The 23836-nt window shown below is 61.5% G+C and carries 15 protein-coding genes, 1 tRNA gene and 1 pseudogene; 9 read left to right on the top strand and 8 right to left on the bottom strand.

The genetic code is table 11. From position 1 onward, the window contains the following. Window positions 1–155: pseudogene (locus ACODSR_RS14390) on the top strand (IS5/IS1182 family transposase); the annotation flags it as partial. A gap of 538 nt (window positions 156–693) precedes the next feature. Here the strand turns inward: ACODSR_RS14390 and ACODSR_RS14395 are convergent. The 5 genes from ACODSR_RS14395 to ACODSR_RS14415 form a co-directional block, all read right to left on the bottom strand. Further along, the gene (locus ACODSR_RS14395; RefSeq protein WP_489077361.1) at window positions 694–1737 is read right to left on the bottom strand and encodes an acyltransferase family protein; all 1044 of its coding nucleotides are present in this window, start codon (window positions 1735–1737) and stop codon (window positions 694–696) included. Next, a complete protein-coding gene (locus tag ACODSR_RS14400) occupies window positions 1734–3206 on the bottom strand; it encodes a lipopolysaccharide biosynthesis protein (protein ID WP_489077362.1) in 1473 nt (490 codons plus the stop codon). Before ACODSR_RS14400 ends, ACODSR_RS14395 begins: the two co-directional genes overlap by 4 nt. A 121-nt stretch (window positions 3207–3327) precedes the next feature. After that, window positions 3328–3912 (bottom strand): sulfotransferase family protein, encoded by a 585-nt coding sequence (locus ACODSR_RS14405; protein ID WP_489077363.1) that lies wholly within the window; start codon window positions 3910–3912, stop codon window positions 3328–3330. Window positions 3913–4085: 173 nt separating this feature from the next. Beyond that, window positions 4086–5165: a glycosyltransferase family 4 protein gene (locus tag ACODSR_RS14410; RefSeq protein WP_489077364.1), complete on the bottom strand. Its 1080-nt coding sequence runs from the start codon at window positions 5163–5165 to the stop codon at window positions 4086–4088. Window positions 5166–5221: 56 nt separating this feature from the next. Next, the gene (locus ACODSR_RS14415) at window positions 5222–7162 is read right to left on the bottom strand and encodes an acyltransferase family protein (RefSeq protein WP_489077365.1); all 1941 of its coding nucleotides are present in this window, start codon (window positions 7160–7162) and stop codon (window positions 5222–5224) included. Window positions 7163–7554: 392 nt separating this feature from the next. On the opposite strand from ACODSR_RS14415, the gene ACODSR_RS14420 reads away from it, so the two are divergent. Next, on the top strand, window positions 7555–11301 hold the full coding sequence (locus ACODSR_RS14420; RefSeq protein ID WP_489077366.1) for a putative Ig domain-containing protein: 3747 nt from the start codon (window positions 7555–7557) through the stop codon (window positions 11299–11301). 281 nt (window positions 11302–11582) lie between these two features. Further along, on the top strand, window positions 11583–13988 hold the full coding sequence (locus tag ACODSR_RS14425; RefSeq protein WP_489077367.1) for a right-handed parallel beta-helix repeat-containing protein: 2406 nt from the start codon (window positions 11583–11585) through the stop codon (window positions 13986–13988). A 334-nt stretch (window positions 13989–14322) separates the two neighbouring features. On the opposite strand, the gene ACODSR_RS14430 is transcribed toward ACODSR_RS14425, so the two are convergent. Next, window positions 14323–14397, bottom strand: a tRNA-Gly gene (locus ACODSR_RS14430). Between the two features lie 361 nt (window positions 14398–14758). On the opposite strand from ACODSR_RS14430, the gene paoA reads away from it, so the two are divergent. From paoA to ACODSR_RS14450, 4 genes are all read left to right on the top strand, one after another. Then, complete coding sequence (gene paoA / locus ACODSR_RS14435) at window positions 14759–15394, top strand: aldehyde dehydrogenase iron-sulfur subunit PaoA (protein ID WP_489077368.1); 636 nt, start codon at window positions 14759–14761, stop codon at window positions 15392–15394. Then, the gene (locus ACODSR_RS14440) at window positions 15391–16347 is read left to right on the top strand and encodes an FAD binding domain-containing protein (protein ID WP_489077369.1); all 957 of its coding nucleotides are present in this window, start codon (window positions 15391–15393) and stop codon (window positions 16345–16347) included. The genes paoA and ACODSR_RS14440 overlap by 4 nt, the downstream gene beginning before the upstream one ends. Continuing rightward, the gene (paoC, locus tag ACODSR_RS14445) at window positions 16344–18551 is read left to right on the top strand and encodes an aldehyde oxidoreductase molybdenum-binding subunit PaoC (protein WP_489077370.1); all 2208 of its coding nucleotides are present in this window, start codon (window positions 16344–16346) and stop codon (window positions 18549–18551) included. Before ACODSR_RS14440 ends, paoC begins: the two co-directional genes overlap by 4 nt. Before the next feature lie 79 nt (window positions 18552–18630). Further along, window positions 18631–20940: a TonB-dependent receptor gene (locus ACODSR_RS14450; protein WP_489077371.1), complete on the top strand. Its 2310-nt coding sequence runs from the start codon at window positions 18631–18633 to the stop codon at window positions 20938–20940. Here the strand turns inward: ACODSR_RS14450 and ACODSR_RS14455 are convergent. Further along, window positions 20924–21874: a quinoprotein relay system zinc metallohydrolase 1 gene (locus ACODSR_RS14455; RefSeq protein WP_489077372.1), complete on the bottom strand. Its 951-nt coding sequence runs from the start codon at window positions 21872–21874 to the stop codon at window positions 20924–20926. The two genes, ACODSR_RS14450 and ACODSR_RS14455, sit on opposite strands and share 17 nt — an antisense overlap. Then, the gene (locus tag ACODSR_RS14460) at window positions 21871–22668 is read right to left on the bottom strand and encodes a quinoprotein dehydrogenase-associated SoxYZ-like carrier (protein WP_489077373.1); all 798 of its coding nucleotides are present in this window, start codon (window positions 22666–22668) and stop codon (window positions 21871–21873) included. The genes ACODSR_RS14455 and ACODSR_RS14460 overlap by 4 nt, the downstream gene beginning before the upstream one ends. 80 nt (window positions 22669–22748) lie before the next feature. On the opposite strand from ACODSR_RS14460, the gene ACODSR_RS14465 reads away from it, so the two are divergent. Continuing rightward, on the top strand, window positions 22749–23291 hold the full coding sequence (locus ACODSR_RS14465; protein ID WP_489077374.1) for a rhodanese-like domain-containing protein: 543 nt from the start codon (window positions 22749–22751) through the stop codon (window positions 23289–23291). Between the two features lie 78 nt (window positions 23292–23369). Next, window positions 23370–23828, top strand: coding sequence for a pseudoazurin (locus ACODSR_RS14470; RefSeq protein ID WP_489077375.1), 459 nt, complete (start codon window positions 23370–23372; stop codon window positions 23826–23828). The last annotated feature ends 8 nt before the right edge of the window (window positions 23829–23836 follow it).

The following is a 23836-nucleotide window of genomic DNA, read 5'->3' on the forward strand; positions in this document are numbered from 1 at the left end:
GCCTCGTCGAAACGAAAATGCACTGCTTCAAGCTGCTTGGTCAGCGCGTCATGGCGCGCACTTTCGATCGTCAGATAACCGAGCTCAAAGTCCGCGCTGCAATCCTCAATCGCTTCTCGCAAATCGGTACACCCAACACCATCCGCGTGGCGTAGTAATCTCAAATAAAGCCTGCATCAAACCCGTCAGGAGTTGTGCAACAAAGCCACTGCCATAAGACATCTCCTGTTGGTTTAATTTTGCTCAACTGCTGCGCCCGCGAATTTATTTCACTGCTTCAAGCGGTTATAGCCAGAGACGTTTGCTGCCTCATTGTCCGCGGGGCGTTAGTAACTTGGTAACTATAGCGCGTCAATGCTTCGCCATTACGCTATTGCGAGATTGCCTCTATTTGAGACAGTAAGCAGAAGAGCCTATAGTTTCCCCGACAAAGGCCCGCCCCTCCCCGACATCAGGCCTGTCGACTCGGCAGCAACAGCGTGGGACTGGATGATGATGTTGGAAACGGCCTTATAGGCGGGATATCAGGCAATGCCTAAGCCAAGCCTGGCCTGGCTTTAACCATGATGCACGACGCCTTGACTGTAACAATTCTGTATTTTTGGAGTTGTCAAGTCATTTCATGACTTTTCGCATCTGCAAAATTTACATGAAAAAAAAATTAACGCCGTTCTGAACTGCATCTTTTGCGCACTATGCCGACTGTACCGATCGCGACGAATCCTTGCCGAGTCCGGTAATAGCCAGCAGGTTGAGGCGAGCGGCGATAGCATAGCCGATCAGCGAAAAGACAAGGCCGGACGCCGACACAATCAGGATTCGCAGGTCCAGATTCAAATCCGGCGCGATTCGATGCAGCACGACGCGCGATGCCGTCATCGGCAAGATATGCAGGACATAAATCGGCATCGACCGTTGGCCGATCCACCCCAGCACCCGGCCCACGCCATGGCCCGCAATCCCCCTGGCCAGAGCCAGCAGCAGGATGATCCCGGCAAAGCCGCCCGGCACCAGCCAGCCGGAGTAAAGATCGATCCCTTTTTCAAAGCCCAGCCAGATCGTGACACCAAGCACGACCAGTGCGAACGGCCACCCCTTGCCTGTCATCTGCGAGCGGTTGGTGGACAAGATGACGCCCGCAATGAAGAATATCCCGAAATGACAGTAACGCGCGAAATTCTCCCGCATCGGAAAGACATCGACCAGGCCACAGGCCACAACAGCGATCAGCAGCCAGAAGGATATGTTCCTGGTTACCGCCATACACAGGAAGAACAGGAATAATGCTCCCAGAAACCAGAAATGCATCGCGGGGAAAATCAGGATACGCCACAGCCCGTCCATGGGGACAGTTTTGTTCACATAGGACGCCATGATGTTGTTGATCAGGATATAGATGAGCGACCAAAGCACGGCCGGCCACCAGGTCGTCGCCAGCTTGTCCAGCAGGTAGGCGGTCCGGCCTTTTTTCAACGCGCGCGGCACCCAATAGCCCGACGCTACGAAGAAAAAGGCCATGTGAAATATATAGACGCTATAGTCGAGCAGCGGCCAGAGCGATCCCGCGCCCGCTGTCCCGGCGTTCAGAAAACCACGATAGGCATGGAAGATCACGACAAGCAGGATCGCTATGCCCCGCCCGACATCCAGATGGGCCAGTCGCGGTCGCTCCGACGCGCTCCGGGCGGGGTTTGCCTCCCCTTGCTCCGCGGAGGCCTCAATCGCTGGGCCGCTCATTTGCCCGACTCCATATTACCGCTCTTTTTCCGACCGCCCCCCATAAGGTCCGCCAGATGGCCCCGCATCCACAACAGGAAAATCAGCGCGGTGGCAATGATAAGGTACAGCATCTTCGCGCCCTCCCATGTCCAGTCGAACGCCATGTCGGTTCGAAACGACATGGCCAGCGCCGGCAGGAACACGATCATGAGGCCGCACAGGGACGATGACAGGGTAAGTTCATTATCTTCATAGCGGTGCACGACCGCCCGCCCGGCCATAAGCCCGACGATGGAAACCAGCGCGACGGCCCAGGCGACGCCCTGTACGCCCCATTGGCCGCCCGCAAAATAGGCCGCGGCCAGGGAAGATGCGGACGTTGTGATGGTGACAACCGAAACAGCGACGGTCCGCTTGAGGAATAACAGCTGGCGTTGTTGGAACTGCGACTGGATCTGGACATAGGACGCCAGCAATAGCGGTCCCAAAATCGGCAATGTCGCCGAATAGCCTGGCGGCAGGACAAGGTGGATGATGTCGGGCAGGAACAGGATAGCGCCGATATAGACGGGCGTGACCACACCCAGCAACATCTGGCGAATCATATGCAGCCGCGCTTTGACATCGGCGCCCTGACTGGTCCTGAGCCGCATATATTGCGGATTGAGCCACATTTCGATCGAATCGGTGAGCATGGTCAGCATCGCGACCATCGAACTCCCCAGAAAGAACATGCCGACATCGGCCACCGACATGACGCTCGCAACGATCAGCCGCTGCGCGGGGATGCGCCCCCACTCCGCCAGCTCGCGCGGCAGAAGCGGCAAGCCATAGCTATACAGAGCCGTGATCTCCGATCGCCCCGATCGGCCCGACGCAGGCAACTGGTTGCGGAACAGATAGGAACGGATCGCCGCGCCAAAAACCGCCGACCCGACCGTTGCCAGCAAAGCCCCCTGCAAACCCCAACGAAACTGGAACACGAACAGGAACGACAACAGGATCAGCGCCGCCATCTGCACCAGGCGATAGGTCGCGAACATGCCCGGCTTGTCGAGCGTGCGCGCCACGATATCGAAAATCTTGCTGCTGCGCATGACATAGGCGTAAACCAGCATCAGCGGCAGATAGGGCCAGGTGGGCAGATGATTGCCGACCAGATGGTCCCACACCAACAGGCATATCAGGCCCGCCACGATGACCAGCGTGAACCCGATCAGCCGCGTCAGCCGGATGACCCGCGACAAAAAGGCCTTCCCCGCATCCCCGTCCTGCTTGAAATCGAAATATTGGCGCAGGATCGCCTGGGTGACGCCCAGATTGGTCACAACGTCGATCAACGCCGCGATCGTAATCAAAATGGCGTAGGAACCAAGTTCGCCGGGCGTCAGCCGATAGGCATAGAGCAGGGTCAGGACGCCGCTCGCGCCGCGCGTTACCACGTTGACGAAGCCATATGTCAATATGGACGCCAACCAATATGGCATCTGCCGTCGCCGCGCTGTCGTCATCGGATGTGCCCCTGCTACCCCTACACCGGCCGTGCAAAAGCCGGTTCATCCGATCGATTGACGACCCGCTATGCGGGCTGGCCGTGATCCTGCCGCCTCATGCGGCCTCATTCACATTCGCTTTGCCCCACCAGGCAAGCTCGACCCCCAGCCGTTCGCTCAATATCTGCGGCGCCTTGGGATCTTCAATGTCATATTCGAAGAAATTGGGGTCCGACCCCAACAGCCGGCGACAGGCGTCATAATGGCCCTCGATCCAGGTCAGCAATTCGCTGTCCTTGGCACCAAAGCCCTTGGGCAGGCCGGGAATGTCGGATGCGACGAAGCGCTTGCGCATGTCCAGCCAGCGATTCATGCTCGATACGACCTTGACCGGGTCACGATAGTTCAGCGCGAGCAGGCAATCGGGATGATAGCGCCGGATCGCCGCGATGATCTGGAAATCCAGGTTGGGCCAGTAATTCAGCTTGTGCCGCGGCAGGCACACGTCGGCCTGGGTGATGCAATCAATGTCCGCAAAGTCACGCAAGGGATCTTCGCCCGCCATATAAGCGTCATAGATCATCTTGCCCAAGAACTTCTCGCCCTGCCGCCAATGGAGCGTGGACATACCACTGGCTTCCAGCGCCTTGTTCAGCGTAGTCGTGCCCGACTTGGGAAAGCCAATGACGAACAGTTTCATAAAGCCGCTCCTGATTTCCTAGTGCTGCAATGTCGTACAGGCCTATGCAGCATCCCCCACCCATCTGCTATACGCACGCAGCGGTGCCATGCAATCGCCATTCATCCCTTCGCGGCGAATTTGATCTGCCGGAAGGCCGCATCGGATGAAGTGGAAGATGAGGCGACATGGAGTCACCGCGCCCGCAGCAACGCATTATAGGAACGCATCATTGCGGCGAAGGTAAACAGGGCGGCACGCTCCGCAATGACGGCATCCAGGTCATCGCCACCCCCGTCATTCGCCATCGCCCGCGCCCAGGCAGCCGGATCGTCGAGCGGGAGGACCTGCCCGGCAGCGCGGCCATCATCCCCGACGACGGTTTCCACCTGTTCTGCGATGTCGCTGACCAGGCAAGGCAGACCGGCATGTAGCGCTTCCAGCAACGCATTGCTTTGCCCTTCAAACCGCGATGGCTGGGCGAAAATATCGATCGCCGCCAGCAGATGCGGCACTTTTTCGCGCGGAACGTCGCCCAGCAGGTGCAGGCGATCCAGAACCCCCGCGCTGTCCGCCAATGCTACGACCCGTTCGCGCAGGCTGCCGCTGCCCGCCAGCACCAGATGGACATGGGCAGGGCATTGGGCGAGCGCCTCAACCAGCAGTTCGGGATTTTTCTGTTCCTCCAGCCGGCCAAGCGCGCCGACTAGCCGGCCTTGCGGCGGCAAGCCGAACAGCGCGCGCGCCGCGCCCTTGTCCATCGTGCTGCGCGGCCAGTCCTTCAGCCCATTATGGATGACGACGGCCCGATCGCGCAGCCATCGGGGGTAGGCCGCGCATCCCGCCAGCATCGCACGGGACACGCCCACGACATCGGTATAGCTGCCCACCCATGCCGACAGGCGGTCGGCCCCGCGCATGACCGGCGAATAAGTGGCGCGCGGCACGCGGAAGGACATGATGCGGCGACGGATTCCGGCCAGCCGCGCGACATTCGCGCCGATCACCGATGCCAGCGGCAGGAACATGATGATGACGTCCGGCCGGTTCGCGCGCAGACATCGCCATAGCCGCACGATGATCCGCAACATATCGACGGGGGTGCGCGGAACGTGGCTCAGCAGCAGTTTGGCGGGGTAGTCCGCGCCGTTCATGGCCTCGCGGTGATACAGGAATACGGCCTGCACGTCATGGCCGCTCGCCTCCAGCCCGGCGGCCAGGCGAAGCGCCGCGATCGGGGCGCCCGACGCATGGGTCATGGTCGTCAGAACCATGACCTTCTTGCCCCTCGTCGGCTGATTATCCTGCGCGGAATGCAACGGGACGCTGGTCATCGGAACCAGAATTGCGGGGCGACCTGCGCGACGATCAGGCGCGATGCCTGCGTGGTCAGATGGCCTTCGTCAAATTGAAGGGGAATATGCTTGCCCGCCCATACACGGCATGGGCCGCCCGGACAGATGGCCTGCTCCATCGAAATATAGCGCGCGCCCGCGCCTTCGACCGCCGCCAGCATGGCCTTGTCCAGTCCCGGTCCCGGCTCACCCCGGAAACGGCCGGACGATGCGCCGCTTTCATCGGGCCAGGCCTGCGCCAGAATTTTGGGCAGGGGCAGTCGATATTCGACGCTGGGGCCAACCACCGTGACAGGTACGCCCGACCCGATCCGCGCGATGGTTTCGCCGATGCGCCGCGCATCACCCTTTTTCCAGCGCGCCGAAATGATGACGCCGTCAAGCTGACCACCATGGGCGGCAACGAAATCGAACGCTTTGCTGATCACCTTCGTGCAACGCTCCGGTCCTGCAAATCGGCCCAGCGGCATACAGCCTGATGCATTGGCCTGAAGGAAATGGACGTCGGGAAATGCGTTGGTCAGTCCGCTATACAGATGCGCCGCATGGCTGTCCCCGATCAGCAGGACGTTGCGCGTGCCGGTGCGCAGCGACAGGCATTGGGCCGCATCATAATCCTGCGCACCAGCGCCGCTGGCGATGAAACAGCTGCCATTGCGCATGTCGGCGCGTGGCGGCGTCTGAAAGGCCAAAATCTGTTCGGGAACGGCATAATCCGGCCACATCGCCTGGCGCGCCGGGGCGATCAGCAATGCGAGCGCCGTCACGGCCACAAAGCTGGCGGCCGCCCAGCCATAGACATGCCCCATGCGGGAATCGGCCCCATGGGGCTTACGGAAGGGCCGTTCGACATACCGCCATGACAGGATGGCAAGCGCGGTGATGATGGCCAGCAGGATCAGCTTGTCGACCCTGTCTAGTTCACCGGTCCGTGACGCATAGAATACGATGACCGGCCAATGCCAGATATAGAGCGAATAGGATATCAGGCCGACAAAGCGCGCCGGTGCCAGGGACAGCAGGCGGGACGATAGCGTCTGGAAACTGCCCCCGGCATGGATCAGCGCCGCCGCGCCAAGGCAGGCAGGCGCCGCCAACAGGCCGGGAAAGGGCATTTTTTCCGAAATGAACAGGATCGATCCGATGATCAGCAGCAGCCCGCCGCCCGCGACGATCTCGGCCAGCCGCCGGCTGCGGATGACAGGCACAACACCGATCGAGATCAACGATCCCAGCATCAGCTCCCACGCCCTGAAAGGCAGTAGATAAAAGGCGGCTTCGGGCTGAAGCTTGACCATCACGACCGACGCCCCGAAGCTGATGATCGTCAGGGCCACGAACACATAGCGCTGGACGGTAAAGCCAAAGCGCAGGATCAGTACCAGCAAGAGCGGCAGGACGATGTAGAACTGCTCCTCCACCGACAGCGACCAGGTGTGCAGCAGTGGCGATGTCTTGGCCCCGGCATCGAAATAACCGGACTTTGCGTAGAATAATATGTTCGACACGAAGAAGATCGAACTGACCACCGTTCGCCCGATCTCCCGCCCTTCGCTCGGAAAATAGAGCAGCAGGGCGCCAATGCACACGAACAGATAGACCGGGATCAGCGCGGGGACGATACGTCGGATGCGGCGTTCGTAAAAACGCGCGATACTGTATCGGCCATTGGACAGGTCGTCATAGATGATCTTCGTGATCAGATAACCGGAGATCACGAAAAACACGTCAACGCCCACGAAGCCGCCGGGGAACAGACGGATCGCACCCAAATGAAAGAATAGCACGGGCAGAATTGCCAGCGAACGCAGTCCGTCAATGTCCTGGCGATACTTGATCATAGCCCCACCGTCCCGCTGGTTCCGCGTGCGCGCCTTGATCCGGCCCGGCTCCGCGCCGTCATCACCCTTTGCCATAAGATGTCGCGGCGCACCATGGCAACTGCGCGGATATGCGTGCCGAGCGACAACAAGCAGGGCAAAGTACTGCCTGCCCCTGCCAAAGTGCCGTAGCGAACGCATTTTTCATACAAAAACTCACGAAAATCCAAACAGATAATTTCCGACGACCGATGTCGCGGAAGCGGTAGCGCGGTGGACCCGTATCAATACAGGACAGTATAATGACGTTTTTGCGACGAACAGATTTTGCTGCGCTTGCGTTGGTCTTAACCTTTGATTAGCCTTTTTTGGCAAGAGAAATGTCGCCGCTTTCCAGAGGTCTGGAAAGGACATCCTGTGCAAGAAAATAAAGCGATTAGAGGCATTTGCGCCTCATTCGGCTTAAAATCCAGATGGGATAGACAGGCATGACGACAGACGGGCAATTTGAATTCGATATTGTCCCGCCCGACTATGTCGCTGAACAGGATGGCGAAACCAGCACCGACACAGGCACGGGGGAGCCGGAAGGCGATTCGCCGCCGCCCCCGCCCCCGCCCGAAAACAGCCCACCTCTCGTCAACGGCACGATAGATGATCAGCTGACGGGTCAGAATACACTCTATTCGCTCGTCATACCTGCCACTTTCTTCATCGATCCCGATGGCGACCCGCTGACCTACAGCGCCACGCTGTCCGACGGGTCCGCCCTGCCTGACTGGCTGACCTTTGCGTCGGACACGATGACGTTCAGCGGTCGTGGCCCGACTGACGGCCACCATGACTATACGATATTTCTGAACGCCAGCGATCAATCGAGCAGCGCGACGCTCGCCTTCAACCTGACAGTGTCCGATCGCCCCACCGTCGTTGGGACCCTGCCCAATCTGGTGATCGAAGAAGATAGTTTCTTTTCCGTGACGATTCCGGCGGCTGACCTGTTTTACGATCCTGACAGCATATTGACCTTCAGCGGCGGCGTGGGGGCTGACGTCAACAGCTGGTTGAGCTTCGATCCCGCGACGCTGACCTTTTCGGGTCAGATGCCGCAGGATTTTTCCAACTGGTTCAACCTGACCATCTTTGCGTCCGACGGACCCAACCGGGCCCAGATCATTTTCCGCGTCGACGTTAACGACACACCCGACGCGCCGCTGGACCTGAGCCTGCACACCACTTGGGTGAATGAATTTTCAGAGATCGGCACGCCGGTGGGCGAACTGTTCGTGGACGATCCTGACAAGGGCGACACCCATGTCTATTCCCTGGTCGACGATGCAGGCGGCGCCTTCGCCATCGTCGGCGACCAACTGGTCGTAAACAGCGCGCTGGACGTTCGTGCCGGAACGCAACGCTCCGTAGTGGTCAAGGTCGAGGATTCGACCGGCTTCACGTTCCAAAAATCCATCGACGTCACGATCAAGGCCGCGCAGGACACGATCATCTTCAGCGAAGCGCCGCCCGCCACCACCATATTGTGGGTAGCGACGACCGGCGACGATGCAGCCGGGACCGGCAGCGCCGAATCGCCCTTCGCCACCATCCAACATGCGATCGACAATGCGGGGCCCGGCACCGACATCATGGTGCGCGCAGGAACCTATAATGAAGCGCTGAACCTGACCGTCGATGGCAGCACCGATGCGCCGATCCGGTTGATTTCCGCCGATGGCCAGGGCGCGGCGATCATAGCGCCGCCCGCTGTCGCCGAAACCAGCGCCATTTCCGGCCGGGGTGTCGGCAATTGGGTCATTGACGGCTTTACGGTGCAGGGATCGGACACGATCGGCACCTATGGCGTCAATCTTGTCAGCCGGAATTTCGGTGCCAACGCCGCGTACCAGGAAGGATATGCAGGCGACAAGGTCGAAAACATCCTGCTTATCAACAACAATTTCACCGATTGGGGCATCGACGCGATCCACATCGCCCAAAGCTTTGGCGTCCAGATCATCAACAACAGCATCATCGGCGCCCATGAACAGGGTATCGATTTCGTCGGCACGTCCAAACTGCTGATCCAGGGCAATGTCATCGACGAAATCACGGCCAAGGATGAATGGGACGAACTGGACGGGCGCGATTACACTGGCGATTCAGCGATCACCGTGAAGGGCGGCTCCACTTTCATCGAAATCCGCAACAATGTGATCGGTTCGACCGAAGGCCCGGCGATCAAGATCGGCGGCCCCACCGGCATCGCCTATCTGCCGATCGAAGTCGGCGCGGACGGGGACGGCGCGCATTTCGTCGATTATGAAGTGAAACATGCCGTGGTCAGCGGTAATACCGCCGTCGATTATCCGACCTCGCTGCTGTTGCAAGGCGCCCAGGACGTGTTGGTCACCGACAATCTGTTCAACACGGTCAATATATCCAACGTCGCGCGGGGTGCCGGGACCAGCCTCTATGGCGTAGCGGAACAATATATCCCCAGGGGACTGACCGGCTTTTCCGACGATATCAGCTTCGCCAACAACATCTTCATGGGCAAGGCGCTCTTTACCAATGCGCCTGCGGCCACGACCTATGACCTGGGTGGCAACGCCGCCTTCGATCCGCTCGCCACATATGACCCGGAACAATATGGCTTTGTCGGCGGTGTCGATGGCGGCATCGCCGTGGCGCGCGACCAGATCATCGGCAAGACGGGCGACGATATTCTCTATGGCGACCGGTCGGGTCATGCGACGGCGGATTATATCAGCGGCCAGCGCGGTGCGGACATCATGCATGGCGGTCTGGGCGACGACATTTACGTGTTTGACGACCGGAACGACCAGGCGATCGAAGCGGCAGGTGGCGGCCATGACGCGGTCATCCTGACCCGCAATGCGTCGGTGTACAAGATCGGCACCAGCTCGATCGAGGATGTCTATACGCTGCGTGAACAGGACACGGCGATCAGCGGCAGTGCTGGCCGCAACCGGCTTTACGGCAATAGCGGCAACGACACATTGCGTGGTGGGGCCGGGGATGACGACCTGTTCGGCGGGGTCGGCAATGATAATCTGGACGGCGGCGCGGACCATGATCGCCTCTATGGCGGCGTGGGTGACGATCGCCTGACCGGAGAAGCGGGCGATGATATATTGGACGGCGGCGCGGGACGTGACGTGATGCGCGGCGGCGACGGCAAGGATATTTTGATCAGCTATGATGCCGACGGCTTGATAGATGGCGGCCACAACATCGACACCATCTATCTCGACCGGTCGACCGCCACGACCGATATCTTCGTCGACATCAGCTATACCAGTTCGTTCAACGCCAATAACAGCCCGATCCTGGAACTGTTCGACGGCACCCGCATCGTCAATGTCGAAGCGCTTCAGATCGCGAGCGGCAGCGGATCGGACATGCTGCGCGGTGGTGCCTATGCGGACCAGATTTCGGGCGGCGATGGCAGTGATGTGATCGAAGGCATGGACGGCGATGATCTGATCTATGGCGGCAATGGCGACGATGTCATCTGGGGCGGCAATGGCATCGACAAAATCGACGGCAGTCGCGGGTTCGACTGGATCGACGCGGGCGCCGGCGATGACATCGTGACCAGCAATGATCCTGACCTGATGCTTATCGGCGGCGCGGGCAAGGATACGCTGACGCTCAACCGCTCACAGTTCAGCGAAGCGCAGAGTGTCGATCTTTCGCTTCAGGAACAGGCGGGGGGGGTCGTGACGCTGGCCGACGGCACGCAGATTAGCGGCTTTGAAACTATCAACTATTCGGCGGGATCGGGCGACGATATCATCACATTGGGTTCGGGCTCCGACCGGCTGACTGGCGGAAAGGGTCGGGATATATTGACCGGCGGCAATGGCAATGACGTCATATCTGGCGGTGCCGACGATGATATCATCTATGGCGGCATTGGGCGGGACAAGATTTCGGGCGATGCCGGGGCTGACACACTTTATGGTGGATTGGGGGAGGACACGTTCCAGTTCAAGGTCGGTCAGGTTGAGGCCGACATAATCGCTGATTTCGAAGGGGCTGGGTTGGCCACCGGCGACAGGCTGGAATTTGCAGGCTATGGCCCTGGTGCGACACTGACCTATAATGGCGCCAGTCAGTTGTGGACCATCGCGACGGCGGACAACAGCATCCAGAACAGTTTTCAGATCCTCAACGTCACCGCGCTGAGCAGCGCCGACTATATCATTTTATGATGGCGTAGTGGTGCGGGACCATGGGCGCGCGGTGCGCGTCCATGCGATTGCCTGGTTCCGCATGACTATCATGGCCGACAATGTCTCACTCAATAGAACAGCACAATGTCCATGGAAATTGCCATGGACATACTGTAGATATTCAGACACCATCCGGCATCACAACCAATAACGGATTGCCGCGAAATATTTTTATAATTAATGTGTAGTTAACTCTACCATATTACGCGACGTTCAGTCGCTCCCGTCTATCCATGCCTGATAGCGGGAGAATTTTTTTCATGACTGAAGATCTCTGGGGCGACGTTGCGCCCACAAAAATAATGTGGGTCGATGGGGACGCGAGCTACAGGGGGAAGCCGAACGGATCGGTTGAAAAGCCGTTCACGACGATACAGGCAGCGGTCGACGCTGCAACCCCCGGCACCGCCATCATGGTCAAGGCTGGCGACTATATCGAAAATGTCTCGATCCCACGCAATGTCAGCGGAACCGATAGCGCGCCCATCTGGCTTATTTCGGCAGACGGCCCGCAAGCCGCCCATATCACGGCCAAAAGCGACACGCTGGCGACGATCGGCGGCGGGGGCACCGAAAATTTCATCGTCGATGGCTTTCATATCACCGGCGGCAAGAACGGCATCCAGTTCAGCCAGAACGGGAATGACTATACCGACACCATCAAGAATATCGTTATCAAGAATAACGTGATCGATAATGTGGTGCAGGATGGCGTGAAGGCAAATGGCGGCTCCAATGTCGTCGTCACCAACAATGTCATCACGGGCGGCATCGACGAAAGCATCGACTTCATGTCGATCATCCACGGCGTCATTTCCCATAATGACGTCAGCGGCAACACGGGCACCAGCGCGGCGATCTTCGCCAAGGGCGGCTCGTCCGACATCCTGATTTCCAACAATTACGTCCATGGCGTAACGGCGGACGGCATATCGGTTGGCGGCTGGACCTCCTATAATTACAAGATGCTTGAGGGTTATGATGCGTTTCAGGCATCGGATGTCACGGTGATCGGCAACCGTGTAGAAGATGTCGGCAAACGCCCCCTCGCCTTTCGTGGCGCCGTGGATTCGGTTGCGACGGGCAATTATCTCGAAGCCGCCCAAGGCTATTACACCGCTGTTCTGGTGGGCAATTCGGCTGACACAAAATATGGCACCTTCACCAGCCATAACATCAGCGTGACGGACAATTTCATCACGCGCGACACGAAAACGCTGTTCATAGAAGCTGGCAGCGACACCGTGACCTTCTCTGAAAATGCCGTTGCGACGATCACCGCCGCGACGACGGGCATATTGGGCAGCTTGCAGGACGTTCTCGACAAATTGGCTGGCGAGACGACGCCGCCGGCGCCCAGCGTCCCCCAAACACCTAGCGTACCTGAAGCGCCAGCGGCACCCCAAGTGCCGAGCCTGCCAGAGCCAGAGGCTTCGGCTCCTGCGGGTCTGAGGTTCAAATGGGCCGAAGGCGGCGAAACCGGCCGCGTCGCTGTCAATCAGGGTACGGACGACAACGACCTGTTAATTTTCAAACGCGGATTGCTTGCTGGCGGGTTAGGTGACGACAAATATATCGTCAGCAATATCGAAGCGGCCAACATCGTGGAAAAAGCAGGCGGCGGCATCGACACGATCGTTGCGACATCGCGTTATATGGTGATGCCCGACCATAGCGACAATCTGGAAATAACCAGGACAGAAGGTGCTGTGGGCATCGGCAATGATGGCGACAATATCCTCCGGGGCAATGTCGGCGCCGACTTGCTGATCGGCGGCGGGGGCCATAATCTGCTGACCGGTGGCGCGGGCAATGACCTATTCCTGGTTGGCAAGACGGACGCAGTAACTCGCATCACCGACTTCAGCGCGGGGGACGTGGTCCACCTGGCGGGGGATGAGTTCGCCAGCTTTAGTGCGCTAAATGGAGCCATGCAACAGGTCGGCCAGGACACGGTGGTTACCTTGTCGGGCGGTCGTCAGATCATTCTCGACAACAAGGACATGAACAGCCTGACCGCCACCGATTTCGACATGCAGGACGCCGGCAGCGCATCGAAGGGCGCGACCGCCACTCATAGAGTGAGCTTCGACAACCGGGTCAACAGCTATATCGGGACGGACGCCGATGACAAGATGTCGGGCGACGGCTCCGCCATCCTGCGCGGCGGGAAGGGTGACGATAGTTATGCCATCAACAAAATGGGCGGTTACATCATCGAACATGCCAATGAAGGCACCGATACTGTCCTTCTCTACCGGACGAGCTACACGATCGACACCAATGTTGAAAATGTCATCGTCAACACGAAGGAAGCCACGAGCGTCATCGGCAATAGCCTGGCCAATCGGATTCTCGGCAATCGCGGCGATGATGTTCTTGTCGGCGGCGGTGGGGACGACTTGCTCTATGGCAAGGGCGGCGCAGACACGTTCGCGTTCCAGTCGCTAGGCGATGGTCATGACACGATCGGTGACTTCGAGTTCCAAAAAGACCATATCGACGTCAGTGACATTCGGCAGGATAACCCTGCGGTGACGTTCTCCAGCCATCTTGGCCCCGACGGCCTGGACATCATCGCGACGCTGGGCGGTCAATCCTACACGTTCGCCACCCTGGCCGGTGCCAAGAAAGCCTATGCGCTGGACGAAATATTGGTGGGCTGATCCATATCGATCAGAGTTGACCGAGCTGGTGTGAACAGCGCTCGAAGCTGTCCGACGAAGCACTGAGCGTCCTGCGGTCGCTTCGCGACAACGCCCTTTTGATAGGCGCGGATATGGCCTTCCATGACGCGGCCTTGGCGACCTTGGCGGCTTAGAGCAGTCACCACACATCTTCACAGGGCCGTCCGGGGCGACTGGACGGCTCTTTTTCTTTGCCCACGGCGGGCACTCCCAGCCCGTTGCGCGGCTCCCTTAGCCGCTCTCCCGAACGCAAAAACGGATGCCGCGACCATCTCGCGATGGCCGCTAACTTCCTCTAATTTCTTAGGAAAACTGGAGCGGGCGAAGGGATTCGAACCCTCGACCCCAACCTTGGCAAGGTTGTGCTCTACCCCTGAGCTACGCCCGCTCGGCGCTTGATGGAGACGCTGTCCCCGTCGGGTGAGGCGGGCAACTAGCAGCGCTTTTCAGGATGGGCAAGGGGAGAATTGCCAAGACCATGAAATTCCTTCCGACCCCTTCAAGGATGGCGGCTTCGCGGGGCTTTGCGCGTACCGCGCCCGATGGCCGTGCCAACTGCGCCGCCGCGAAACCGCTATTGCAGCCGATTGGGTGATTCGCGTCGTACAAAAACGCCTGCGTGGCATTTTGCAACTTTGCCTGCCGGGTCATTCTGTTAATCTTGCCATCCGATCCCATATTTCGACCAAGCGGCGGATCATTTGTCGCGTCCCTTCGTATGACAGACCGAACAGGAGGAAGCACCCGCCATGCCGTCCGATCATCTCACACGCCGCTCCCTGTTGCAGGCTAGTGCGGCGATCGCCGCCGCGGCACCTGCGCTGGTACCCGCCGGTGCCGCCGCCGCACGGCCGACAGCCAAGGAAGGAACCGGGATGATCCCCGTGGAATTGACCGTGAACGGGCGCGAGGTGCATCTGCAGCTTGACCCGCGCACCACCCTGCTCGACGCGCTGCGTGAGCATCTGCATCTGACCGGGACCAAGAAAGGCTGCGATCAGGGCCAGTGCGGCGCCTGCACCGTCATTGTCGAGGGACGGCGGATCAACAGCTGTCTGACGCTGGCGGTCATGCATGATGGTGACAAGGTGACGACGATCGAGGGGCTGGGCACGCCCGACAAGCTGCACCCGATGCAGCGCGCCTTCATCACCCATGACGGCTATCAGTGCGGATATTGCACGCCGGGGCAGATCTGCTCGGCGGTCGCGGTGCTGGACGAGATTGCAGCGGGCATCCCCAGCCATGTCACGCCTGATCTGGACAAGGTATCGCTATCCGACAGCGAACTGCGTGAGCGAATGAGCGGCAATATCTGCCGCTGCGCCGCCTATCCCAACATCATCGCCGCCATGAATGATGTGGCCGGGGAGACGAAGGCATGAAACCCTTTACCTATAGTCGCGCGACCAGTGTCGCGGATGCCGCCAAAACCGCGGCCTCGACGCAGGGCGCGCGCTTCATTGCGGGCGGCACGAACCTGCTGGACCTGATGAAGCTCCAGATCGAAACGCCGACCCATCTGATCGACGTCAATCATCTGGGCCTCGACCGGATCGAGCCGACGCCCGACGGCGGCCTGCGCATCGGCGCGCTGGTGCGCAATACCGATCTGGCCGCCGACAAGGCGGTGCGCCGCGACTATGGCGTGCTGAGCCGCGCGCTCTTGGCCGGTGCATCCGGGCAATTGCGCAACAAGGCGACGACGGCGGGCAATCTGCTCCAGCGCACCCGATGCCCCTATTTTTACGACACCAACATGCCGTGCAACAAGCGCAAGCCGGGCAGCGGTTGCGGCGCGATTGGCGGGATCAGTCGTAGTCTGGCGATATTGGGGGTGAGCGACGCCTGCATCGCCCAGCATCCCAGCGACATGGCGGTAGCGATGCGGCTGCTGGATGCGCAAGTCGATACGGTCGGCGCAGACGGCGTGGCGCGTGCCATACCGATTGCCGATTTTCATATGTTGCCCGGTGACACCCCCCATGTGGAAACAGTGCTGAAAGGCGGCGAGATCATCACTTCGGTCACGCTACCCAGGCCAATCGGTGGCACCCATGTCTATCGCAAGGTGCGCGACCGCGCGTCTTACGCCTTTGCGCTGGTGTCGGTAGCAGCGGTGTTCGGCAAGGATGGCGGCAGCCGCTTTGCCTTTGGCGGGATTGGCGCGAAGCCATGGCGGACGCCCGCCACAGACGCTGCCGCCTCGTCGGGGGCCAAGGCCGTGGCAGAGGCGGCGCTGATCGGCGCGCGCACTACCCATCATAATGACTTCAAAAAGACGCTGGTCGAACGGACGCTGGCGTCGCTCTATCGGCAGAAGGAGGCCCGGTCGTGAAGTTCGATACGCCCGCCACCACCAATCCCATCGACAAGGGCCGCGTCGTCGGCGTCGCCCATGACCGGATCGACGGCCCGGCCAAGGTCACCGGTAACGCACCCTATGCCTATGAGCGGCACGATGCGGCGCCCAATGCGGCCTATGGCTGGATCGTCGGATCGGCGATCGCCAAGGGGGCGATTGCGGCCATGGACCTGCGCGCCGCAGAAGCAGCGCCTGGCGTGCTGGGCATCGTCACCCACGCCAATGCCGGGAAACTGGGCAAAGGCAATTATAACACCGCCCCGCTGCTCGGCGGCCCGGCGATCATGCATTATGATCAGGCGCTGGCATTGGTTATCGCGGATACATTTGAAAATGCGCGCGCCGCCGCCAAGCTGGTGCGGATCGACTATGCGCCGCAGGACGGAAAGTTCGATCTGGCCGCCGAACAGGGCAACGCCGTCAAACCGCCAGACGGTGGCTTCAGCGGACCAGCCGACAGCGCCGTTGGCGATTTTGACGGAACCTTTGCCAAGGCCGCCGTCAGGATCGACCAGCGCTACACCACCCCCGATCACAGCCATGCCATGCTGGAACCGCACGCCACCACGGCGGCATGGAACGGCGACAAGCTGACGCTATGGACCGCCAACCAGATGATTGCCTGGAGCGTGGGGGAAGTCGCCAAGACGCTGGGCATACCCAAGGCCAATGTCCGGCTGGTATCACCCTATATTGGCGGTGGCTTCGGGGCCAAGCTGTTCCTGCGCGCCGACGCGCTGCTCGCGGCATTGGGGGCGAAACACATCGGGCGGCCGGTCAAGGTCGCGATCGCCCGCAGCCAGATCCCCAACAACACCACCCATCGCCCGGCGACGATCCAGCGCATCCGCATCGGCGCGGACAAGAATGGTTTGATTGACGCCATCGGCCATGAAGTCTGGTCGGGCGATTTGCCTGGTGGTGGCACCGAGACAGCGGCGATGCAGACGCGACTGCTCTATGGTGGCGCGCACCGCATGACCGCGCACCGGCTGGCGACGCTTGACCTGCCTGAAGGCAATGCCATGCGTGCGCCGGGCGAGGCGGTCGGCCTGCTGGCGCTGGAAGTGGCGATGGACGAACTGGCTGAAGCCTGCGGCGTCGATCCGGTCGAGCTGCGTATTCGCAACGACGTGCAATATGATCCCGAAGCCGGGACGCAGCGCCCCTATTCCAGCCGCAAGCTGGTGGAGTGCCTGCGCGCCGGGGCGGACCGGTTCGGATGGGCCAAGCGCAACCCCAAGCCCGGCAAGGTTCGCGATGGTCGCTGGCTGGTCGGCATGGGCGTGGCGAGCGCCTTCCGCAACAACCTGGTCGGCAAATCGGGCGCGCGGATCGGCGTGGATGGCGCGGGCAAGGTCATCGTCGAAACCGACATGACCGACATCGGCACCGGCAGCTACACCATCATCGGCCAGACTGCGGCGGAAATGCTGGGCGTGTCGCTGGACGATGTCATCGTGCGGCTGGGCGACAGCCGCTTCCCCGCATCGGCTGGCTCTGGCGGGCAATGGGGCGCAAACAGTTCCACTGCAGGCGTCTATGCCGCCGCGATGGCGTTGCGGGCAAAGCTGGCGGAGAAAGCGGGCTATCCCGTCGATCAGGCGCAGTTTGACGATGGGCTGGTGAAGCTGGGCAACCAGTCGCAGACGCTGGCCGCGCTGGCGGGACGCGACGGGCTGTGGGCCGAAGATAGTATCGAGTTTGGCGATCTAGACAAACGTTATGTCCAGGCGACGTTCGGCGCGCATTTCTGCGAGGTCGGGATGGATATCGACACTGCCGAAGTCCGTATCCGCCGCATGGGCGGGGCGTTTGCCGCCGGGCGCATCCTCAATCCCAAGTCGGCGCGTAGCCAGGTGATCGGCGCGATGACCATGGGGGCGGGATCGGCATTGATGGAGGCGCTGGAGGTCGATACCCGCTTTGGCCTGTTCATCAATCATGACATGGCTGAATATGCCGTGCCGGTTCATGCCGACATACCGGAACAGGACGTGCTGTTCATCGACGAGCTGGACGATAAAAGCTCACCGATGAAAGCCAAGGGTGTGGGCGAACTGGGCATTTGTGGCGCAGGGGCCGCGGTCGCCAATGCGATCTACAACGCGACCGGGTTACGGCTGCGCGACTATCCACTGACCATCGACAAATTGCTGAAAGCGCAAATGAGCTGACGCGCAACCGACCCAAGGTCTAATAGAGCGCCGTCCACCCGCCCCCTAGCCTTCCTCCCAAACATAAAGGGAGGACGGCATGAAGGGCGTGACGGTGTTGCTGGCGACCAGCGCGATGGCGCTGTGTGGCGGCGTCGCGAGGGCGGGCGAGACGGAGGCAGCGCGCCAGCCGATCATCGTCACTGCGCCGGGCGGCGGCATCGACAGCGACGATGGCCTGTCGCTGTCCGCGGCCGACATTGGCAAGGGCGGCAGTCCCGATCTGCTCGGCGCGCTGGTCCGCAATTTTGCAGGCGTCACCTTGCTGGACGCGCAGAACAACCCGTGGCAGCCCAATCTGGTCTATCGCGGCTTCGTCGCCTCGCCGCTTCAGGGGCAGGCGCAGGGGATCGCCGTCTATCTGGACGGCGCGCGCTTCAACCAGCCCTTTGGCGACACGATGCAGTTCGACCTGCTGCCTGAAGCCGCGATCGCGCGGATCGGCCTGCTCGACAAAAGCGCGGTCTATGGTCTCAATGCGCTGGGCGGGGCGCTGCTGATCGACACCAAGACAGGCTTGAGCGATCGGGGGCTGGAGACCAGCCTGTCCCAGGGCCGGTTCGGCATGACCGAAGCCAGCATCGCGGCTGGAGCCGCGCGTGGCGATTTCAACGCCTTTGCTGCCTTCCAATATACGCGCGACGACGGCTGGCGCGCCTTTTCGCCATCGACGCTGTATAACGGCTATCTCGATCTTGGCTTCGACACGGCTGGCGGTGGCTTGCACCTGAAGCTGGTTGGGGCCGATACCGACCTGACCGGCAATGGCGTGTCCCCGGTCGAACTGCTCACGATCGATCGGCGCGCTGTGTTCACCTGGCCCGACAATAGCGCAAGCCGCTATGGCCGGGCCAGCCTGCATCCCTGGGTTGCGCTGTCGGACAGGACGCGGATCGAAGGGACGCTCTATGCCCAAAAACTGACGCTGCGTAACCTCAACGGAGATGCTGCCGACATTGAAGGCTGCGAGGACGAGGATGAGGCCGGGCTGCTGTGCCTGGAGACGGTGGGCGACGACGAGGGTGAGGAGGAACAGGCGGTCCTGACCGATGCCAATGGCGATCCGATCACCGACAGGCTAGGCGGTGAAGGCTATGGCGTCCTTAATCGCGGGCGCACCGCGACGCGGGCGATGGGCGCGCTGGTGCAGCTGATCGACCAGCGCGCTTTGGGTGCGGGCGACAATCATCTGGCGCTTGGCTTGAGTTACGACACAAGCCGCACCCGCTTCGACACGTCCACCGAGCTAGGCGCGATGACCGATGAGCGCAGTGTCGAAGGGCTGGGACCGGTCATCATCCAGCCCGACGGCGCGATTGCGCCGGTGGGGCTGGTCGCCCATACCGATTATTGGGGCGTGTTCGTGCAGGACCGGCTGCCGATCACCCCGCGCCTGTCGGCCGAAATCGCGCTGCGCTACAACCGGGCGCGGGTTGTGTTGCAAGACCAGATCGGCACTGCGCTCAATGGCCAGCATCACTTTGCCCGGCTGAACCCCGGCATCGAGTTCGACTATCGACTGTCCGATGCACTGGTGCTGCGCGCGGGCTATGCACAAAGCAACCGCGTGCCGACCCCGGCCGAACTGTCCTGCGCCGATGAAAATGCGCCGTGCAGCCTGACCAATTTCTTCATCGCCGATCCGCCGCTCAAACAGGTGGTCGCCAAAAGCTGGGAGGCGGGCGCGAAGGGCAAGGCCCAGCTTGGCGGCTTTGCGATCGACTGGCTGCTGTCGGCCTGGCGCACGGACAATCGCAACGACATTCAATATGTCGCGTCGGAAATCCGGGGGCGTGCCTATTTCCGCAATATCGGCAGCACAAGGCGGCAGGGCGTGGAAGCGACGATCCGCGCGAGCCGGGGCGGTCTGAGCGCTGGCCTGAGCTATGCCTTCACCGACGCGACCTATCGCGCGCCGCTCAGCCTTTCCAGCCCGGCCAATCCGACATCGGACGAGGACGGTTTGATCGCGGTCGAACGCGGCGACCGCCTGCCCGGCATCGCCCGACACAGCGCGACACTGAATTTGGACTATGCCGGGAGAGGCTGGACGGTCGGCGGCGATGTGATCGCGCGAACCGGCCAATATCTGGTTGGGGACGAGGGGAATGATACGCCGCGCCTCGCTGGCTACGCCATCGTCAACCTGCGCGCGAGCGTGGAGGTGGTGCGCGGCGTCAGCCTGTTCGGCGAACTCCGCAATGCCTTTGACCGGCGCTACGCGACCTTCGGCACGTTCAGCGAAGTCGACGAGGTCGAACTGGAGGAGGTGCCGGACGCATCCAATCCCCGCGCCTATGGGCCGGGCGCACCGCGCCGCTGGCAAGTGGGGGTCAGGGCGCGCTTCTGACGTCGATGCGCGGCAGCAGCGCCGCTTCAAGGCCCGGATAAAGGTGCGAGACGCTGCGCTGCATTTCGTAGCGGGCGACGGCCATGCGGGCGAAGCGGGCGGGAATCGGCAGATCGCCCGCCTCCACCATGTCGAACCCATCGCGCACCGCTTGCGTCAATGCGCCCTCCAGCCAGTTAAGCCAGTCGCGGGTCTGGGCTATGGCTGCGATCCCGGCCGGATCGATCGGCCCATGGCCGGGCAGGAGAGCGCCATGGGGCAGCAACTGCAACTGGTCGAGACTGGCGCGCCAGGCTGGAAGCACTGCGGTCGGCGTGCTGGGGGCACGATCGTGAAACACCAGATCACCACCCAGCAGCATGCCGGTCCGCTCGTCCAGCAGCGCCAGATCCGCGCTGCTATGGCCGGAGAGTGCGAGCAGGCGTAGCGATCGACCGCCAAAATCCTCCTGCGCTGTCATGATCGCCCGCCCCGGCAGGATCAGGTCGGTGCCGCGCATCCAGTCGCCCAGCAACCGGTACATCCCATCGGCATAGCCCTGCCCTTGCGCCGCCAGCGCGGCGATCGTGCCGGGCAGCGCAGCAACGATGGCCGGGTCGAAGGCGGCCAGTCCCATGCCATGATCGGGATGGAGATGGCTGACATAGACTCGCACGATGCGCGCGCCGGTCAATCGCTCGGCCACCTGCCGCAGGGCGCGGGCATAGCGCAGCGATGGGCCGCATTCCCACAACACTGTTCCGGCGGGCGTTGCGATGATGGCGATATTGGCGATCGCCCCGCCATTATGGGCTTCGATCGGCTCATCAGCGCCGCATACCATCCAGATGCCATCGCCGATCGCCACTGGCGTGATGACATAGTCTGCCGCGCGAGCGGGTGCAGCCGCCAGGCTCGCCATTCCGCCCAGCATGGCGCGGCGCGACAATGTCATCGTCCACCTGGCATGGGTGACTGGCGCGCCAGCGTCAGCGCGGCGCGATAGTCGCGACCGTTGGTATCACGCGCCGCAACGCGCAGCGCCGCCTCCGCTGCGCTGTCCACCAGCAGCGTGATTGCAGGATCTTCCGAGACCGATGCCCAAATGTCCATGTCCCCCAGCAGACGGTCGGCCCCGTCGATCACCGACAAGGCCTCCAGATGATAGGTGGCGATATTTTCCACAAGGCCAGTATCCATCGGATGGCGAAAACTCAGCCGCACCCGGCTTTGGCCGTTCGCCATCGGCCAGACTTCGCCGCGTATCTCGCCCAGATGATCGGCCCAGTCGCCCTTGACCCGGCTGACCGGCGGTGCGGAACATCCCCCGCCAGCGGCATCGACCCAGCCGCCTGACACCAGCCATTGTCCGCTGTCGAGTTGCACTGCGCCACGCACAGGGGTGCGCTGGTCCAGCTTGATCCGGGTCGCGATATAGGGCGCGGCATGGGCGGGGCGATAGTCGATCGCGACGGGTATGGGATTAAGATCCGCCAGCAGGATCATCCGCCTGACCCCCACAATGCCACGCGCGTCGATGACGACCGGAAAGGCGCGCTGGTTTTCCGCGATCATCGGAAAGGAGACGATCACCCGCGGATCGAAGCGCACCGGATCATCACCGAACAGGGTGCGGGCATGGGCGCTCCACATCGGTGAACCCAACGGATCGGCGGGCGGTATGGCCCCGGCACTGGCAGGTGCCAGCATCAGCATGAGTGCGACCCAAAGCCTCGTTGCCCTGCGCATGACCTTCTCCCTTATGACAGGTCTAATCCCGCGCGCGACGCGCTACCATTGGTCCTTGGGTCATAGGCCGGGAGACGATCATGCGCCGCTTCATCATAGCCGCCCTGCTGCTGGCGTCGCCGGGCCTGGCGCAGGAGCCGTTGTTCGATGCCGAAGGCTATCGCATCGCGCATTATCGCGCGCCGGTGCGACAGCCGCCCGCAGGGGTCGGGCGAATCGCACCAGCGGCGGCGGCGCAATTGATGTCCAACCGGGACGCCATATTCATCGACGTCCTGCCCGCCGAAGGTGGCCATCGCGCGCCCGATGGCCGCTGGCGGCTGGCGTCCGCCCATATATCCATCCCCGGCGCGCGCTGGTTCCCCGAAGCAGGGCGCGGCCAGCCCGATCCTGTCATCGCGCAAGCCTTTGCCAAGGGCATGGCCCGGCTGACCGGGCGAAAGCGCGGTCGAATGCTGATCCTCTTTTGCCGCGCCGATTGCTGGATGGGCTGGAATGCCGCCAAAAGGCTGCGCGCGCTGGGCTATGACAATATCTGGTGGCTGGCGGAGGGAACCGATGGCTGGCGCGACCTTGGCCTGCCGCTCGCCCCGGTCCAGCCCGATGACGGCATCGCCCCATAGGACCAAAGGCCCATTGTGCGCCGTCACGCTCCAGCGGCACTCTCCTCCCAATCCAACGGCCATGAGCCGTGCGATTCCATGGAGAGTGATGTGATCGACCTGCGCCTGTCTGGTGGCCTTGCCGCTGCCGCCCTGATCCTCTCGCCGCTGCCCGCCGCGGCGAAGGACATTGTCGTCCATATGAAGAATCAGGGTGCCGAAGGGGCGATGGTGTTCGAGCCGTCCTTCATAAAGGCAGCGCCCGGAGACACGATCCGTTTCAAACCGAGCGATCCCAGCCATAATGCCGAGACGATGGCCAACATGCTGCCCGCAGGCGCGACGCCGGTGAAGGGCCTGATGAACAAGGAGATGGTCCTGACCGTCGCCAAGCCAGGCCTCTATGGCATCAAATGCATGCCTCATTATTCGATGGGCATGGTCGCGCTGGTGCAGGTGGGCAAGGTGTCCGCCGCTGAACTGACCGCGGCCAAGGCGGTCAAGCTGCCGCCCTTTGCCGCCAAGCGCATGACGGCGGCCCTCGCGAAAGTGAATTAGACCCAAGG

Source organism: Sphingobium sp. FG125, assembly GCF_057809795.1.

Excerpts from the sequence above, each read along its gene's own strand:
- ACODSR_RS14425 (WP_489077367.1), top strand. The coding sequence starts at position 11,583 with ATGACTGAAGATCTCTGGGGCGACGTTGCGCCCACAAAAATAATGTGG.
- ACODSR_RS14465 (WP_489077374.1), top strand. The coding sequence starts at position 22,749 with ATGCGCCGCTTCATCATAGCCGCCCTGCTGCTGGCGTCGCCGGGCCTG.
- ACODSR_RS14420 (WP_489077366.1), top strand. The coding sequence starts at position 7,555 with ATGACGACAGACGGGCAATTTGAATTCGATATTGTCCCGCCCGACTAT.
- ACODSR_RS14460 (WP_489077373.1), bottom strand. The coding sequence starts at position 22,668 with ATGCGCAGGGCAACGAGGCTTTGGGTCGCACTCATGCTGATGCTGGCA.
- ACODSR_RS14410 (WP_489077364.1), bottom strand. The coding sequence starts at position 5,165 with ATGGTTCTGACGACCATGACCCATGCGTCGGGCGCCCCGATCGCGGCG.
- ACODSR_RS14440 (WP_489077369.1), top strand. The coding sequence starts at position 15,391 with ATGAAACCCTTTACCTATAGTCGCGCGACCAGTGTCGCGGATGCCGCC.
- ACODSR_RS14415 (WP_489077365.1), bottom strand. The coding sequence starts at position 7,162 with ATGGCAAAGGGTGATGACGGCGCGGAGCCGGGCCGGATCAAGGCGCGC.
- ACODSR_RS14395 (WP_489077361.1), bottom strand. The coding sequence starts at position 1,737 with ATGAGCGGCCCAGCGATTGAGGCCTCCGCGGAGCAAGGGGAGGCAAAC.
- ACODSR_RS14470 (WP_489077375.1), top strand. The coding sequence starts at position 23,370 with ATGGAGAGTGATGTGATCGACCTGCGCCTGTCTGGTGGCCTTGCCGCT.
- ACODSR_RS14450 (WP_489077371.1), top strand. The coding sequence starts at position 18,631 with ATGAAGGGCGTGACGGTGTTGCTGGCGACCAGCGCGATGGCGCTGTGT.
- ACODSR_RS14405 (WP_489077363.1), bottom strand. The coding sequence starts at position 3,912 with ATGAAACTGTTCGTCATTGGCTTTCCCAAGTCGGGCACGACTACGCTG.
- paoA (WP_489077368.1), top strand. The coding sequence starts at position 14,759 with ATGCCGTCCGATCATCTCACACGCCGCTCCCTGTTGCAGGCTAGTGCG.
- ACODSR_RS14455 (WP_489077372.1), bottom strand. The coding sequence starts at position 21,874 with ATGACATTGTCGCGCCGCGCCATGCTGGGCGGAATGGCGAGCCTGGCG.
- ACODSR_RS14400 (WP_489077362.1), bottom strand. The coding sequence starts at position 3,206 with ATGCCATATTGGTTGGCGTCCATATTGACATATGGCTTCGTCAACGTG.